Source organism: Pseudomonas sp. DWP3-1-2, from assembly GCF_049896285.1.
In the GTDB taxonomy this organism is placed as follows: Bacteria; Pseudomonadota; Gammaproteobacteria; order Pseudomonadales; family Pseudomonadaceae; genus Aquipseudomonas.
Map to the genome: position 1 here is coordinate 373,538 of NZ_JAFCTZ010000002.1, position 15,305 is coordinate 388,842.

Below are 15,305 nucleotides of genomic sequence, written 5' to 3' on the forward strand. Positions count from 1 at the left end.
ATGAATATCGCTGCATGATCCGGTGCCCTGGCGTCTCAAAAATCGAAATCGTAATCTGCCAGATGTTTCTGCAGGCGGCGCTCTTCCAGCAGATTATCAATGGTGCGACGTTTACTCAGGTTTGTCTTGGCTGGCTCGACAGGAACGGGCTCGGCTTCGTCTGATTCGACGGAGACAAAATCATCGTCGACGTCTATTTGCTCTTTGTCAGTACTCATGAAGTTGACTCCAGGCTTGGGCTTTCATGGCGCACCTTATAGCGATAATCCCGGAGTTCGTAAAAAAGATTTTTTCAATCGGTCAGCCAGCAAAACCTTTGTCACTCAATCGTCCGAGGTTTTGTGTTTGTAGTCGCACAGGTCTTCGATCCGACAACTGCCGCAGCGAGGCTTGCGCGCCTGGCACACGTACCGGCCATGCAGAATCAACCAGTGGTGCGCGTCCAGCAGGTAATTTTTGGGTACGAACTTCATCAATTGCCGTTCAACCTCGACCACATTTTTGCCTGGGGCGATACCGGTTCGATTACTGACCCGAAAAATATGCGTATCAACGGCCATCGCGATCTGTCGAAACGCAGTGTTGAGCACCACATTGGCGGTTTTGCGGCCAACTCCAGGCAGAGCTTCCAGAGCTTCGCGGGTTTCCGGTACCTGACCGTCATGGTGTTCGATGAGCCTGCGGCAGGTTTCGATGACGTTTTTGGCTTTGCTGTTGTAAAGGCCGATGGTCTTTATATAGTCGGACAAGCCTTCTACGCCCAGGTCATAGATCGCCTGGGGTGTGTTGGCAACCGGGTAGAGGCGGGCAGTCGCCTTGTTGACACTGACGTCTGTCGCTTGAGCCGACAGGATGACCGAAATCAACAGTTCGAAGGACGTCGTGTAAGCCAGTTCGGTTTTCGGGTCCGGGTTGTCTTCGTGAAGTCGGCGGAAAATTTCCAGGCGCTTGGCGGCATTCATGTACGAAGAGATTCCTTGGAGGCCTGCGCCTCGTTAAATGCGGGTGTTTTGCGTGCGTTGGCGCAGGGCTTTGGCGCCAGCCATCAGGAGGCCCAAAAGGATAAAGCCTCCCGGAGCAATTAACGTCAGGTGAGGCAGTGAGGCAGACGGCATCAGGTCGATCTGCCATTTTGTCGCGTTGGCCCCGAACAACCAATGGGCATCGCCGAGCAACGTGCCATGACCCAATAGCTCTCTCACCAGTCCCAGTAACAGGAACGCCGCGCTGTAATAGCCGACTGGCTGTATCAAGCCTTTCGTATTGTCATGCTGGTCATTTCCTACGTCCTGTATCAGCAGGCACTGGACACCGATGATCGGCAGGTAAATCCCCAGCGTTCGATACAGCTCAAGGCTCTGCGCCTGAAGCAACAGGCTGGCGATGCTGACCAGCGTGGCAGCGACGATAGCGCCAGCCAACCCCCTCAGCCTTTGGGGAAAGAGGGATGAGAGGCCTTTCATAAGCATGAAATGCAACCCTCCGACTGCCCCGAGAACCATCAGGAAACCGATGGCCTTGATCAGCGAGTCCGTGACCCCGATCAAGGGAGCCAGGCTCAGTGGTGCAAGCGTCAAGACAGCAGGGCGAGGGATAGGCTTCAAGGTTGTTCACCTGTCGCATGGGGCAGCAGTCGGTTCTTCTCGGCATCGAAATAGCGCAGCGTCTCGCGGATCGTTTCCATCGCTGCCCGGGAGGTAATGGTCGCTCTGGCGATCTGATCGAATGCGCCGCCATCCTGCTTCAGCCTCCAGCTCGCTTCATCCGGGTCGGTCAATGATTTTCCGAGCAAACCGTTAAGCCATTGGGGAACGGACACTATTCGGCCGCCCAACCCAGGCGTTTCAGTGTGCTTCAAGACCTTGATGCCCATCAGCCTGCCTTCCACCGAGACGCCGATCAGCAGTTCCAAAGGGCCGGCATACCCCTGTCCCACGCTACGAAATATGATCGCGCGGGGTTGGCCTCCTTGTGTTGCCAGAAACCCATCGTGCACCACCGAACTTGCGGTGCGATCGGGCAAAGTCAGAGGGTGTTGCAGCGGCTGGTTGTCGTAGCTTTCCATCGGGATAACACCCCGAAACATCTGATTGCGCAGCGCATCCCGGTTCGCCTGAATGGCTGGAGCTGCGGCGTTCTCCAGCAGCACCGTCAAGCCAATACCCAGACCGATGGCGATGAGGAGCACCACGCCGGCAAGTGGCCTGGAGAGGTTTTTCAAGGGTGCTCCCCGGCCGTCGAACGGGCGGCGGTAAGGCGTTCCAGCGCTGGCACGGCCATGTTCATCAGTAAGACGGCGAAAGCGACACCGTCCGGGTAGGCGCCCCAAGTGCGGATGATATAGGTGATGAGGCCGACGCCGACGCCGAAAAGCAGGCGTGCGCGAGGATTTTCGGGCCCGGACACCGGCTCGGTGGCAATAAAAAACGCCCCCAGCATGGTGGCGCCCGTGAACCAGTGAAAGAGCGGGGAACCGTTGGAGTCAGAACCCGAACCGTTCCAGCACAGCAGGCTGATGACGAACAGGCTGGCGAGCATGCCGACCGGCGCGTGCCAACTGATCAGGCGACGTTGCAGCAGCAGCGCCCCTCCCGCGAGGAACGCAAGGTTGACCCACTCCACGCCGTGCCCGCCCAGACCGCCAAATGCCGGATTGCGAACGAATAGTTCATCTACTGTCAGGCTTTTGTTGACTCGAAGCACATCCAGCGCGGTGGCCTGAGTCCACGCGTCAGGGGCCGGTACCGAGCTGAAGTCGAGGCCGAAAATGTGCTGAAGTCCACCCATCAGGCTCAGCCCATGTGTCGCGGGCCAGTGATTCATCTGTTGCGGGAACGATACGAGGACGAAGGCATAGCCCAGCATCGCCGGGTTGAAGGGGTTATTGCCAATGCCGCCATAGAGATGCTTGCCAAACACCATTGCAAAGCCGCTGGCCAGCACCGTCAACCACCAGGGGCAATAGGGCGGTAACGCCAAGGCCAGAAGCGTTGCGCTGACCAAAGCACTGTAATCATTAAGCGCCGCAAGCACAGGTCGCTTGCGCAGTGTAAGCACGGCGGCCTCAACGCACAGTGCTGTACCGCACGCCAGCAATCCGGTGATCAAAACACCCCAACCGAAAACCCCTGTCAGGGTCAATGCGCCCGGCAGCATGGCAAGCAACACCCAGCGCATGGTTGTTTGCAGGCGTTCGTTCGCCTGGCCCCGGTGAAGGGCGCTATCAGGCGTTGGCACGGGCAACCACCAGTGCTGAAGCTTGCGTGGCAATGGCCAGCGTCTGTTCGGCTGCGGTCAGTTGCGTGCGCAGAGCTGCCAGCTGTTCGGTGGAGGCCTGGACCGCTTGTGCTTTATTAAACGCAGCCCGGGCCATGGCCAGTTGAATCTTTGCTCGTTTGAGGTCGCCGTCTTCCGGCTTGACGATAGGGGCACGAGCCAGCGTGGCCGGCTGTTGTTGCAGCGTCTCCAGAGCCCGCTCGGCGGCTTCGAATTCTTTTTGCAACTCCATCAACTGCGCTGCCTGCTCGGCAATCGGCGGATGACCGAACGCCTTGAGGGATTTGTTCAGTTGGGCCCGGCTCATGGCCACGGCAATGCGCGCTTTTTTCAGCGCATCCTCGGGGGATGCCGGTTTTTCACTCTTCGCAGGCGAGTGCCGCGCAGGCTCAAGCGCGTCTGTCGGCCCGGCAGGTTTTTGCGCCCGAGCCAGTCGCTCCATGTGACGCTGCTGCGCCTCGTGGTGCAGGCGAGCGTTGCGAGCCTCGAAGCGCTGTCGTGCGTGATGACGTTTTTGGGCCCTTGCCTGCAACTGCCCTTCGGTGACGGCAAGGCCCCCCACAATCGGAATAACACCTGTGGTCGGCAACGGGATCATATCGATGCAGTCCACGGGGCAGGGAGCCACACATAGGTCGCAGCCTGTGCATTCATCAATGATGACGGTGTGCATCATCTTTGCCGCGCCAAGAATTGCATCCACCGGGCATGCCTGAATGCATTTGGTGCAGCCGATGCATTCGGCTTCGCGAATGAACGCCACTTGCGGCGGGGCTGAGCCGCGTTCGGTGTCCAGTGGCAGCGCTGGTACCTCAAGCAGCCGGGCCAGCGCCGCGATGGTTTCTTCACCGCCCGGCGGGCATTTGTTGATGGCTTCGCCGTCGATGATCCCCTGTGCGTAGGGCTTGCAGCCGGGATGACCGCATTTGCCACACTGAGTCTGCGGGAGCAGGGCGTCGATACTGTGAATAAGATTCATGGCTTGACCAGTCCGCTGAAACCAAGGAAGGCCAGGCCCATCAGGCCCGCACTGATCAGCTGGATGGGCAGACCTTGGAATGCCGCGGGGATGTGTTGCAGTCGCAGGCGTCGGTTCAGGTCGTCGAACAGGCTTAACACCAGCCAGAATCCCAGTCCTGCACCCAGGCTCACTGCCACTGTATGAACCAGCCCCTTATCCGGCTCGGTGCCGAGGACTATCAGGCCCAGCACGCCAGCGTTGCCGATCAGCAGCCGTTGCATGCCCTCCAGTGGCAGGTCGGGAAATACGCCGCGAAGTACCCTTACTGCCGGGCCGACTGTTATCACGATGGCAGGCAGGAAGACGAACAGCGACAGGTAGCCGAAACCCAGCGGTAGCAAAAGGTGCCGGTAGATCAGGTAACACACCAGGTTGCTCACGAGCATCAGCCAGAGCGTAGCAACGCCGAGTGCGTGAATGCGGGGGCGTGTTGCAGGGGGAGGGCCGGAAACGGCCAGCACCGGATCGACCGCAATGGGCTGTTGCAGTACGAAGTTGTTGATCAGTGCAGCGCTGATGAGGATAAGGATGAAGTCGGTCATGTGCTTGCCGGATAAGCGAACAGGCTAAGGGGCGTTTCTAAAGGGTAGACATATCTGGCAAGAAACCGGTTCGTTTTGGCTGAAGCTGCAAAATCGGGTGGGACAAGCCTCGTCCCACCCGAGTCATACCCAACTTACTTGATGCGCTGACCCGGCTTTGCGCCACTGTCAGGGCTGAGCAGGTAAATTTCTTCGCCTCCAGGTCCGGCGGCCATCACCATGCCTTCCGATAGGCCAAAGCGCATTTTGCGTGGCTTCAGGTTGGCAATCATCATGGTCAGGCGGCCCTCCAGTTCGGAAGGGTTCGGGTACGCACTCTTGATGCCCGAGAACACATTGCGTTGCTCGTCACCGATGTCCAGCGTCAGACGCAGCAGCTTGTCGGCGCCTTCCACGTGCTCGGCCTTGAGAATCAAGGCAACGCGCAGGTCAATGGCTGCGAAGGCGTCGAAGTCGATTTCCTCGGCCAGGGGTTCTTTGATCAGCTCGCCATTGCCTGTGGGTGCGGCGGTTTCGGTTGCGCTGGCGGCAAGGTCTTCTTTGGAGGCTGCGGTCATGGCTTCAACCTTTACTGGATCAATGCGGGTCATCAGGGCCTGAAACGGATTGAGTTGATGATTGCTCAGCAGAGTCAGGTGGTCATCCCAGGTCAGCGGCGCGACATTGAGGAATTTTTCCGCATCGGCGGCGAGCAGTGGCAGCACCGGCTTGAGGAAGATCACCAGTTGGCGGAACAGGTTGACGCCCAGCGCGCAGACGGCCTGAACCTCATCCTGTTTACCTTCCTGCTTGGCCAGTGACCATGGCGCTTTCTCTGCGATGTAGGCGTTGGCCCGGTCGGCAAGCCCCATGATTTCACGCATGGCGCGGGCGAAGTCACGGGCTTCGTAGGCTTCTGCGATGCCTGGAGCGGCAGCCAGAAAGGCGTCGGTCAGCTCGGGGGCTGAGTTGCCAGCCACCAGAACGCCGGCATTACCCTTATGAATGAAGCCTGCGCAACGACTGGCAATGTTGACGACTTTGCCGATCAGGTCCGAGTTGACCTTCTGCACGAAATCTTCGAGGTTCAGGTCCAGGTCGTCGACGCCCTTGCCCAGCTTGGCGGCGTAGTAATAACGCAGGTATTCCGGCGACAAGTGGTCAAGGTAGGTGCGCGCCTTGATGAACGTGCCCCGGGACTTGGACATTTTCTGACCGTTTACCGTCAGATAGCCATGAACGTTGATGCCGGTCGGCTTGCGCAGACCCGCGCCTTCAAGCATGGCTGGCCAGAACAGGGCGTGGAAGTTGACGATGTCCTTGCCGATGAAGTGATAAAGCTCGGTCGTGGAATCCTTGGCCCAGTACGCATCGAAGTCCAGGTCCGGTCGGCGTGCGCACAGGTTCTTGAAACTCGCCATGTAACCGATGGGCGCATCCAGCCAGACGTAGAAATACTTGCCCGGTTCGTCCGGAATTTCGAAGCCGAAATACGGCGCATCCCGGGAGATGTCCCACTGTTGCAAGCCTGCGTCCAGCCACTCGGCGATTTTGTTGGCCACGGCATCCTGCAAGGTGCCACTGCGGGTCCAGCTTTTCAGCATGGCGTCGAAAGCGGGCAGGTCGAAGAAAAAATGTTTCGATTCCTTGAGAACCGGAATAGCGCCAGAGATCGCCGAGCGCGGGTTTTTCAGGTCGGTCGGCGCGTAGGTGGCGCCGCATTTTTCGCAGTTATCGCCGTATTGATCTTCAGTGCCACATTTAGGGCAGGTGCCCTTGATGAAGCGATCGGCCAGGAACATCTTTTTTTCCGGGTCGAAGTACTGCGTGATCGAGCGGGTCGCGATATGCCCGGCATCGCGCAGACGGTTGTAGATCATGCTCGACAGCTCGCGGTTTTCTTCCGAGTGCGTCGAGTGGAAATTATCGAAGTTCACCAGGAAGTCGCCAAAGTCCGCGCTGTGCTCGGCTTTCACGTTGTCGATCAGCTGCTGCGGGGTGATGCCTTCTTTTTCGGCGCGCAGCATGATTGCCGAGCCATGGGCGTCGTCCGCGCAGACATAGATGCACTGATTGCCGCGATGCTTCTGGAAGCGCACCCACATATCGGTCTGGATGTACTCAAGCATATGGCCAAGATGGATGGAACCATTGGCATAGGGCAGGGCGCTGGTGACGAGAATCTTGCGTGGCTCGGACATGGGGCTCGGCTACTTGAAGTGAAACGGAGGTCGGCCACTATAAAGGTCTGAGCGATTTTTTTCACCCCGTCCAGCCGTAGGAGTTATCTGCCGAACACAGCGAAACCATGCCGCTGCCTCGGAGAAGGGGTAGGATAGCCGCCTGTTTTAGTCTGCCATTATTCGGGAGTAGCCCATGAGCGCTGTTAATCGCGCAGCGGTGGAAGCCGTCCTTCGCCAATATACCGATCCCTATTTGAATCAAGATCCGGTCACGGCCGGCTGTGTACGCGCCATTGATATTCAGGGTGAGCACGTCAACGTCCAGCTGGAATTGGGTTACGCGGCTGGATTGTTCAAGAGTGGCTGGGCGCAGATGCTGCAAATCGCCATCGAGGGCCTGGACCGCGTGGCATCGGCCAGGGTCGAGATCAGCTGCGTCATCAGTGCTCATAAGGCTCAAGGGCAAATTCCCGGCCTGGCCAACGTGAAGAATATTGTGGCCGTGGCGTCGGGCAAGGGCGGGGTAGGCAAGTCCACAACGGCAGCCAACCTGGCCTTGGCGCTGTCCCGTGAAGGGGCGCGGGTCGGGATTCTCGATGCCGACATTTACGGCCCAAGCCAAGGGGTGATGTTCGGGATTGCCGAGGGTACGCGACCGAAGATCAAGGACCAGAAGTGGTTTGTGCCCATTGAGTCTCATGGCATCGAAGTCATGTCCATGGCGTTCCTGACCGATGACAATACGCCGATGGTGTGGCGCGGTCCGATGGTGTCCGGCGCTTTATTGCAGCTGGTGACCCAGACGGCTTGGAATGACCTGGATTATCTGGTGATCGATATGCCGCCAGGAACGGGCGATATCCAGTTGACTCTGGCACAGAAAGTCCCGGTCGCGGGCGCGGTGATTGTCACGACGCCTCAGGATCTGGCGCTGCTGGATGCCAAAAAAGGCGTGGAGATGTTCCGCAAGGTCAATATTCCCGTGCTGGGCGTCGTCGAGAACATGGCGGTGCATATCTGCTCGAATTGCGGTCATGCCGAGCATCTGTTTGGCGAAGGGGGCGGTGAGAAACTGGCCAGACAGTATGGCGTAGAGCTTTTGGCTTCGCTGCCGCTGTCGATGTTGATTCGCGAACAGGCCGATGGCGGCAAGCCGACGGTCATTGCCGAGCCGGAAAGCCAGATTGCGATGGTTTATCAGGAGCTGGCGCGGCATGTGGGGGCGCGGATTGTGTTGCAGGAAGCAGAAAGTCAGGCGATGCCGAGTATTTCGGTCAGTGACGACTGAATACAAGTACACCCTGTAGGAGTCAACGTGTTGGCGAGGCGGCAGGCAGGCTCGCCGTCTCGCCAACACGTTGGCTTCTGCAAGGCTTTTCTGCAGGCATAAAAAAACCCCGCTTTGGGCGGGGTTTTTTTTAAGCGATTCAGTACAAGTTAGATAACTTGAACTTCTTCAGCTTGCATGCCTTTCTGACCGCGGGTAGCGATGAAAGAGACCTGTTGGCCTTCTTTCAGGCTTTTGAAGCCGTCAGATTGGATAGCTTTGAAGTGAACGAACAGGTCGTCACCCGATTGTGGAGTGATGAAGCCGAAGCCTTTTTCATCGTTGAACCACTTAACGGTACCAGTTTGGCGATTAGACATGGTGTATCTCCTTGGACAAAGTTAACTGCGACTCAGGAAGTGCCCTGGCCGAGACTGAGTGCAAAGAGCAGGAAAAATTCTTGGAGATGGTTGGATCGAAATTCAACATCGTGTAGAGATTCTCAGTGACACAAGCAACACAGTGACGCCACCTTAACGCTTTTTTTTGAGTGTGCCAACACTCTGTGCAGGAATATTTCTCCAAGTGTCCAAAAGCATGAGCCATGTCATGCCCGCAGCCTTTGAACGCAGCGCTCCGGCCCGGTAAGATGCCGGACATCTTTTTTACCTCGCTATTCAGGACACCGCCATGAGCATCAAATCGGACAAGTGGATTCGCCGCATGGCGCAGGAACAGGGGATGATCGAGCCTTTCGTCGAGCGTCAGATGCGGGGCGAAGGCGCCGACCGGCTGATCTCCTACGGCGTTTCCAGCTACGGCTACGACGTGCGTTGCGCAGACGAATTCAAGGTCTTTACCAATATCAATTCCGCGACCGTCGACCCCAAGAATTTCGATGAAAAAAGTTTCGTCGACGTCAAAAGCGATGTCTGCATCATCCCTCCCAACTCCTTTGCCCTGGCGCGCACCGTCGAATATTTCCGTATTCCACGCAATGTGCTGACCATCTGTCTGGGCAAAAGCACCTACGCGCGCTGCGGCATCATTGTGAACGTCACGCCGCTGGAGCCTGAGTGGGAAGGTCACGTGACCCTGGAGTTCTCCAACACGACGACGTTGCCGGCCAAGATCTACGCCAATGAAGGCGTCGCGCAGATGTTGTTCCTGGAATCCGACGAAGAGTGTGAGGTTTCCTACAAGGATCGCGGTGGTAAATATCAGGGCCAGCGCGGCGTCACCTTGCCTCGGGCCTGATGCCGGACCCTGTCATCGGGCAGATTGTTACCGTTGATCCTGCCTGAATTGAATTAGTCGTCATTTCGGCACTCTATTGAGCTGAACTGCTTCCCTTCGCGTCATGTGAAGGGGGTCAACGCTCAGGAGTGCCCTTATGAAGAGAGAAATGAAACCCAGTGCCCGCGGGGTTGACCCGGGAGGCAATCACGTCGGTATGCTCGCCTGGTCGTTACTCGCGCATCCGCAATTCAATATGGTTGGCGGCATTCCCGGTCAGCCAGGTCCAGACGGACCGGGCGAAATCCCCGAGCCGACCGAGCCAGGCAGCCCGACTGTCCCGGATGAGCCACCACCCGCTCCCGTGGTCTGAGTCCCCCTGTCTGTTCTGTTGGCGCATTCACTGGCCAGCAGAGCCGTGTCCGGGAGGTCAGGAAAGGGGTTGAACGTGTAGAGAAAAATCGTTTCAGCTCAGAGCTCATTCACTTCCCATACAGCGCCATCACCCACGACGTATACCCTGCCGTCCGGGCTTCGCTCGATCGCAAATCCCCCGGTAAATCCTCCGAAGGCTGGCAGCAAGCTGACTTTCTTTCCGATCCAGAAGCAGGCCAGGCGCAGGTTTTGGCGTCCCCGACCTTGCAAGCGGTAGACCGGATGAACATGCCCGGCCAGCACATGGTGCGTGTTGTGGGCGTCAGGTTCATGCTGCAGCGCGTAGGGGCCGAGCAGCAGCGGTTCGGTGACGACTTCGATTCCCAGACTCACAGGCGGATCGCCAGCACGCCGGTCGTGATTGCCGCGAATCAGCGTCATGCGCAGGGTCGGATGTGTGCTTCGCCACTGGTGCAGGGCGCTCAGCGTGGTGGCAGCATGTGATTCCGGCGCGTGCAGGAAATCGCCTAGAAAGATAATCCATTCGCAAGGGTAAGCAGCCAGCAGCCGGTCAAGGCGCTCCAGATTGCTCTGGGTCGTGCCGTGAGGCACCGGTTGGCCCAGTTTTCGGTAAGCCGCTGCTTTGCCGAAATGCACATCGGCGATCAATAGCGCTCGATGTTCGGGGTAGTAGATGGCTTTATCCGCCAGTAACCAAAGCTCGGCGCCCGCCAGGGTGATGGGCTGGTACGGCTTCACGAATGAACCTCCGGACCCGCAGCCTTCTCAAGGTCACGCACCATGCGGGCGATGCGGTCAGCGAGTTTTTCCGTACTCAGGCTTTCACGCATGCGTTCCACCAGCAGCGGAAAGGCCAGGGGCGTGGCGCGTTTGATGAGGTGCACATCGAGTTCGCGCTGGCTGATGCGTTGCAGGGTTTGTTCAAGTCGTTGCACGTCCAGTTCCTGACGCAAGACCTCTTCCTCGGCCTGGGTGAGCAGCAGGTTATCAGCGTCATAGTGTTTGAACACTTCAAAGAACAATCCGCTGGAGGCCTGAAGCTGACGGTTGCTCTTCGGTGCGCCCGGATAGCCGGAAAACACCAGTCCGGCGATCCGGGCGATTTCCCGGAAGCGCCGTAAGGCCAGTTCCCCGGCGTTCAGGCTGGCGATGATGTCGGCCATCAGATGGTCCTGAGTAAACAGATCCCTGCGCAGGTGTTCGGCCCAGTCTATGGGCGTGGCGCTGAGCAGTTCGAAGCCGTAATCATTGACTGCGATGGAGAAGGTCAGCGGTGTATTCCGGCTCAGTCGCCAGGCCAGCAGACTGGCCAGCCCCAAGTGCACATGGCGCCCGGCGAACGGATAGAGGAATAAATGCCAGCCCTCTCTGGACTTGAGCACTTCGGCCAGCAAGGTGTGATGCCGGGGCAATCCTGACCATTGGCGCTGAACCTCCAGCAGCGGTTTGACCGCCTGCATTTCCGGGCTGACAAATTCACCGCGGGCGGCGGCGTCGAATTGGGTCACCACGGCGTCGGCCAGTTCGTTTGAAAGCGGCATCCGTCCGCCATTCCAGCGTGGGACAGCGGCTTTTTTACCGGTGGCGCGTTTAACGTAAGCGGTCATGTTTTCGACCCGCACCAGTTCCAGCAAACGACCACCGAACAAAAAGCCATCGCCGGGTTTGAGCCGTGCGATGAAGCCTTCCTCGACGCTGCCCAGGGAACCGCCTGCGCCGCCTTTTTTCCAGTACTTCACGTTGATACTGGCCTCGCTGACGATGGTGCCGACACTCATGCGATGGCGACGCGCCAGTCTTGCGTCCGGAACGCGCCAAATACCGTTTTCGTCAGGTTCGACGCGACGATAGTCCGGATACGCCGTCAGCGAGTGACCGCCATGGCGCACAAAGGCCAACGCCCACTGCCATTCCTCATCGGTCAGTTCACGATAGGCCCATGCGGTGCGGACTTCAGCGAGCAGCTCGTCGGGGGTAAATCCGCCTCCAAGGGCCATGCTGACCAGATGCTGCACCAATACATCGAGAGGTTTGTGCGGGGATTCCCGAGGCTCGATCATCCGTGCTTCTACGGCATCATGGGCGGCTGCGGCCTCAACCAGTTCCAGGCTATGGGTGGGCACCAGTGTGACCCGTGACGGGCGCCCCGGTGCATGCCCGGAGCGACCCGCACGTTGCATCAGACGGGCGACGCCCTTGGCCGAGCCGATTTGCAGAACCCGCTCAACAGGCAGGAAGTCCACGCCCAGATCCAGGCTGGACGTGCAGACCACGGCTTTTAGCTGGCCGTCTTTCAGGGCACGTTCGACCCAGTCCCGCACTTCCCGGGACAACGAGCCGTGATGCAGGGCAATCAGCCCGGCCCAGTCCGGGCGCGCTTCCAGCAATGCCTGATACCAGACCTCCGACTGCGTACGGGTGTTGGTGAACAACAGGCAACTGGCGCTGCTGTCCACTTCGGCCAGCACTTGCGGCAGCATGCGCAACCCCATGTGTCCGGCCCATGGGAAGCGTTCGATGGCCGGGGGCAGCAGCGTATCGACCCGCAGTTCTTTGGCGATTTTGCCCTGCACGCTCACGCCGTTATCCCCTAGCAACGCCAGTTGAGCATGCGCCTGATTGCCCAAAGTGGCGGAAACGCCCCACACGATCAGTTGTGGGTTCCACTGGCGCAAGCGGGCCAGCGCCAGTTGCAACTGGATGCCACGCTTGTTGCCGATCAGCTCATGCCACTCGTCCACCACCACCATCTTCAGCGTCGAGAAGGTGCTCAGGGCGTCGGCGCGGGTCAGCAGCAGGGTCAGGCTTTCAGGCGTGGTGATCAACGCCGAAGGCAATCGCCGACCTTGCCGAGCGCGTTCGCTGCTGCTGGTGTCGCCCGTGCGCAGGCCCACGCTCCAGTGGATGTCGAGATCCTGCAAAGGGGCTTCGAGTGCGCGTGCGGTGTCGGCCGCAAGGGCGCGCATGGGGGTTATCCACAGCACGCTCAAGGGAGCGGCGGGCGGTTTGCGTTTGCGGGGTTTGGCGTCGGGGAGCGCCTTGTTGAGCCGGGCAAAGCGATTCAGCGCTGCGAACCACACGGCGTAGGTTTTGCCGGAGCCGGTGCTGGCGTGCAAAAGCCCGGACTCGCCTTTTTTGACGGCACTCCAGACTTCTTTCTGAAAAGGGAAGGGCTTCCAACCCCGCGCCGAAAACCATCGCTGAGCGAAATCGGTGGGTCTGCTCATGCGCTCCGTGTGCTCTGAATGGGGTTAACTCAGAGACAGCAGCGGGTGGGGAATAGTTTTGTCGGGCAAAGTACCAGGAGGGGGCGAACGATCATTGAACGGCACCCAAACATCGGACGGTCTTGTCAGGCCGCTCGCGGCCGGGCTCTGTAGGCGTTCGCACAATGTTGCTGACAACGTGGGACCGGCTTTAGCCGGGAAGGGGGATTTCAGGCGATGCCGATGCAGCGAACGCCCTGGCCTCTTCCCGGCTGAAGCCGGTCCCACGGCGTGAACTATTTCAAATTGCCACTCAAGAACTGCTGCAAGCGCTCGCTTTTCGGGTTGCCCAGCACTTCGTCCGGGTGGCCCGACTCTTCGATCTGGCCTTGATGCAGGAACACAACCTGACTGGCGACCTTGCGGGCGAAGCTCATTTCGTGAGTGACCATGATCATGGTGCGGCCTTCCTCGGCCAGCCCCTGGATCACCTTGAGCACTTCACCGACCAGTTCCGGGTCCAGTGCGGAAGTGGGCTCGTCGAAAAGCATGATTTCCGGCTCCATGGCCAATGCCCGGGCGATGGCCACGCGCTGCTGCTGACCACCGGACAGAAACGCCGGGTATTGCTCTGCAACGCGGGCAGGCAGCCCGACTTTGTCCAGATACTTGTGAGCCCTTGCTTCCGCTTCGGCTTTGGATACGCCCAATACCCGACGCGGCGCCATGGTGATGTTTTCCAGGACGGTCATGTGCGCCCACAGGTTGAAATGCTGGAACACCATGGCCAGGCGGGTGCGAATCCGTTGCAGCTCATCCGGGTCGGCCACGCGCATGCCGCCAGCGTCGGCCACCATCCGCACGGCCTTGCCGTCCAGGGTCATGGCCCCGTCGTTGGGTTGTTCAAGAAAGTTGATGCAGCGCAGGAACGTACTCTTGCCCGAGCCACTGGCCCCGATCAGGCAAATCACGTCGCCGCTGCTGGCCTTGAGCGACACGCCTTTGAGCACCTTGTGTTCACCGTAGCTTTTATGCAGGCCATCAATGGTCAGTTTGTACATGACAGGCAAGTCCTTAAGGAGAGAGTAGGTAACCGCTGCGGTAGGCATGGGTGCCTGCAACGTGAGCGATCACCATTCCGGCCGTCGCCATTCGCCGTAACGAACGGGCGTAGAGCAAGCCGGAATTCAGAGTATGGATGGGGGTGACGAGGTCGCTGATGGGGTCAATGATTTCGGCTATCAACTGTCCGGCGTCTACGTATTCGCCCGGCTGGGCGCAAAACACCAGCAAGCCGCCCACCGGTGTTGCCACAGGCTCGACCGCCGCCAGAGGCGTCGCGGGATAGAGCAGCTCCGGCGGCGGGCCGGCTTCGGCGGCGATGGCGCCGAAATGACTCAGGTAGCTGATCAGCGCCTGACAGTCGCGGCTGGCCAGTGCGTGATTGACGTCGCCCTGACCGCGCAATTCCAGGGTCACAGAGAAGCTGCCCATGGGGATCTCGAAGCGATCGCCGAAGCGTTGCTGGAGTTGCCACCAGACCAGCGTGAAACATTCGTCGAAGGATTGGCCGCCAGAATCGGTTGCCAGCAGGCTGGCCTGGGCGCCGAGATAACGGGACAGCGCCTCGACTTTGGGCCAGGCTTCAGGGGTGGTGTACAGGTGTTCAACGGACTCGAAGTCGCAATGCAGGTCCAGAACCATGTCGGCATCGCACGCCAGACGTTGCAGGGTCAGGCGTTGGGATTGCAATTGCGTGCTGGCGACTTGCTTGTCCAGTGCGCTGCGCAGGCTGCCACGGATCAACTGCAGATTGTGCTGCGGGTCGTCATTGAGCTGTGACGCAACATCATCACCCACTGCCTGCCCGAGATCGACAAACCCGCGATTGAAGTTCTGGCCGCTTTCCAGCTCGTAGCGACCCAGGGGAACGTCCATCAGGATCTGTTCCAGCCCCATCGGGTTGGCCACCGGCACAATGACGATTTCCCCCAGCAACAAGCCGGCGTTTTCCAGTTCGGCCAAGCGCTGTTTGAGGTGCCAGGCGACGAGCATGCCCGGCAATTCATCAGCATGCAGCGAGGCCTGGATGTAGATCTTGCAGGCGCCGTTCTGCGGCCCGTAATGAAAGCTGTGGACCTGGCGCGCGGTGCCGGGCATCGGCGCGAGCAGGTCGTGGGTTTTATGACGCATAGGCGA

The 15,305-nt window shown here is 59.1% G+C and carries 16 protein-coding genes; 3 read left to right on the forward strand and 13 right to left on the reverse strand.

Features of this window, described 5'->3' with window-relative positions:
• Nucleotides 1-35: 35 nt before the first annotated feature.
• From ACP7B0_RS07545 to metG, 8 genes are all read right to left on the reverse strand, one after another.
• Nucleotides 36-218: a PA3496 family putative envelope integrity protein gene (locus ACP7B0_RS07545; protein ID WP_426140491.1), complete on the reverse strand. Its 183-nt coding sequence runs from the start codon at nucleotides 216-218 to the stop codon at nucleotides 36-38.
• Nucleotides 219-323: 105 nt separating this feature from the next.
• Nucleotides 324-962 (reverse strand): endonuclease III, encoded by a 639-nt coding sequence (gene nth, locus ACP7B0_RS07550; protein ID WP_426140492.1) that lies wholly within the window; start codon nucleotides 960-962, stop codon nucleotides 324-326.
• 33 nt (nucleotides 963-995) lie between these two features.
• A complete protein-coding gene (locus tag ACP7B0_RS07555; protein ID WP_426140494.1) occupies nucleotides 996-1,604 on the reverse strand; it encodes an Rnf-Nqr domain containing protein in 609 nt (202 codons plus the stop codon).
• Nucleotides 1,601-2,221 carry an RnfABCDGE type electron transport complex subunit G gene (locus ACP7B0_RS07560; RefSeq protein WP_426140496.1) on the reverse strand — a complete coding sequence of 207 codons (621 nt, stop codon included), beginning with the start codon at nucleotides 2,219-2,221 and terminating at the stop codon, nucleotides 1,601-1,603. Before ACP7B0_RS07560 ends, ACP7B0_RS07555 begins: the two co-directional genes overlap by 4 nt.
• Nucleotides 2,218-3,237: an RnfABCDGE type electron transport complex subunit D gene (locus tag ACP7B0_RS07565; RefSeq protein ID WP_426140499.1), complete on the reverse strand. Its 1,020-nt coding sequence runs from the start codon at nucleotides 3,235-3,237 to the stop codon at nucleotides 2,218-2,220. The genes ACP7B0_RS07560 and ACP7B0_RS07565 overlap by 4 nt, the downstream gene beginning before the upstream one ends.
• A complete protein-coding gene (rsxB, locus tag ACP7B0_RS07570; RefSeq protein ID WP_426140501.1) occupies nucleotides 3,224-4,255 on the reverse strand; it encodes an electron transport complex subunit RsxB in 1,032 nt (343 codons plus the stop codon). Before rsxB ends, ACP7B0_RS07565 begins: the two co-directional genes overlap by 14 nt.
• Nucleotides 4,252-4,839, reverse strand: a complete 588-nt coding sequence (locus tag ACP7B0_RS07575) for an Rnf-Nqr domain containing protein (RefSeq protein WP_426140504.1) — start codon at nucleotides 4,837-4,839, stop codon at nucleotides 4,252-4,254. The genes rsxB and ACP7B0_RS07575 overlap by 4 nt, the downstream gene beginning before the upstream one ends.
• A 134-nt stretch (nucleotides 4,840-4,973) precedes the next feature.
• Entirely contained in the window at nucleotides 4,974-7,019 is a 2,046-nt protein-coding gene (gene metG, locus ACP7B0_RS07580; RefSeq protein WP_426140505.1) for a methionine--tRNA ligase, read from the reverse strand.
• A 175-nt stretch (nucleotides 7,020-7,194) separates the two neighbouring features.
• Here metG and apbC point away from each other — a divergent pair, with 175 nt between their 5' ends.
• Nucleotides 7,195-8,289, forward strand: a complete 1,095-nt coding sequence (apbC, locus tag ACP7B0_RS07585) for an iron-sulfur cluster carrier protein ApbC (protein ID WP_426140506.1) — start codon at nucleotides 7,195-7,197, stop codon at nucleotides 8,287-8,289.
• 149 nt (nucleotides 8,290-8,438) lie between these two features.
• Here apbC and ACP7B0_RS07590 read toward each other — a convergent pair whose 3' ends face one another.
• Nucleotides 8,439-8,648: a cold-shock protein gene (locus ACP7B0_RS07590; RefSeq protein ID WP_002554837.1), complete on the reverse strand. Its 210-nt coding sequence runs from the start codon at nucleotides 8,646-8,648 to the stop codon at nucleotides 8,439-8,441.
• Nucleotides 8,649-8,958: 310 nt separating this feature from the next.
• Between ACP7B0_RS07590 and dcd the strand changes: the two genes are divergently transcribed.
• Both dcd and ACP7B0_RS07600 read left to right on the forward strand, forming a co-directional pair.
• Complete coding sequence (gene dcd / locus ACP7B0_RS07595) at nucleotides 8,959-9,525, forward strand: dCTP deaminase (RefSeq protein ID WP_426140508.1); 567 nt, start codon at nucleotides 8,959-8,961, stop codon at nucleotides 9,523-9,525.
• A 136-nt stretch (nucleotides 9,526-9,661) separates the two neighbouring features.
• Entirely contained in the window at nucleotides 9,662-9,877 is a 216-nt protein-coding gene (locus tag ACP7B0_RS07600) for a hypothetical protein (RefSeq protein ID WP_426140509.1), read from the forward strand.
• A 98-nt stretch (nucleotides 9,878-9,975) separates the two neighbouring features.
• Here ACP7B0_RS07600 and pdeM read toward each other — a convergent pair whose 3' ends face one another.
• The 4 genes from pdeM to ACP7B0_RS07620 all read right to left on the reverse strand — a co-directional run bounded on the left by pdeM (nucleotide 9,976) and on the right by ACP7B0_RS07620 (nucleotide 15,299).
• Nucleotides 9,976-10,638, reverse strand: a complete 663-nt coding sequence (pdeM, locus tag ACP7B0_RS07605; RefSeq protein WP_426140510.1) for a ligase-associated DNA damage response endonuclease PdeM — start codon at nucleotides 10,636-10,638, stop codon at nucleotides 9,976-9,978.
• On the reverse strand, nucleotides 10,635-13,127 hold the full coding sequence (locus tag ACP7B0_RS07610; protein WP_426140512.1) for a ligase-associated DNA damage response DEXH box helicase: 2,493 nt from the start codon (nucleotides 13,125-13,127) through the stop codon (nucleotides 10,635-10,637). The genes pdeM and ACP7B0_RS07610 overlap by 4 nt, the downstream gene beginning before the upstream one ends.
• Nucleotides 13,128-13,402: 275 nt before the next feature.
• On the reverse strand, nucleotides 13,403-14,167 hold the full coding sequence (locus tag ACP7B0_RS07615; RefSeq protein ID WP_426140514.1) for an ABC transporter ATP-binding protein: 765 nt from the start codon (nucleotides 14,165-14,167) through the stop codon (nucleotides 13,403-13,405).
• A gap of 13 nt (nucleotides 14,168-14,180) precedes the next feature.
• Nucleotides 14,181-15,299 carry a succinylglutamate desuccinylase/aspartoacylase family protein gene (locus ACP7B0_RS07620; protein WP_426140516.1) on the reverse strand — a complete coding sequence of 373 codons (1,119 nt, stop codon included), beginning with the start codon at nucleotides 15,297-15,299 and terminating at the stop codon, nucleotides 14,181-14,183.
• Nucleotides 15,300-15,305 lie beyond the last annotated feature (6 nt).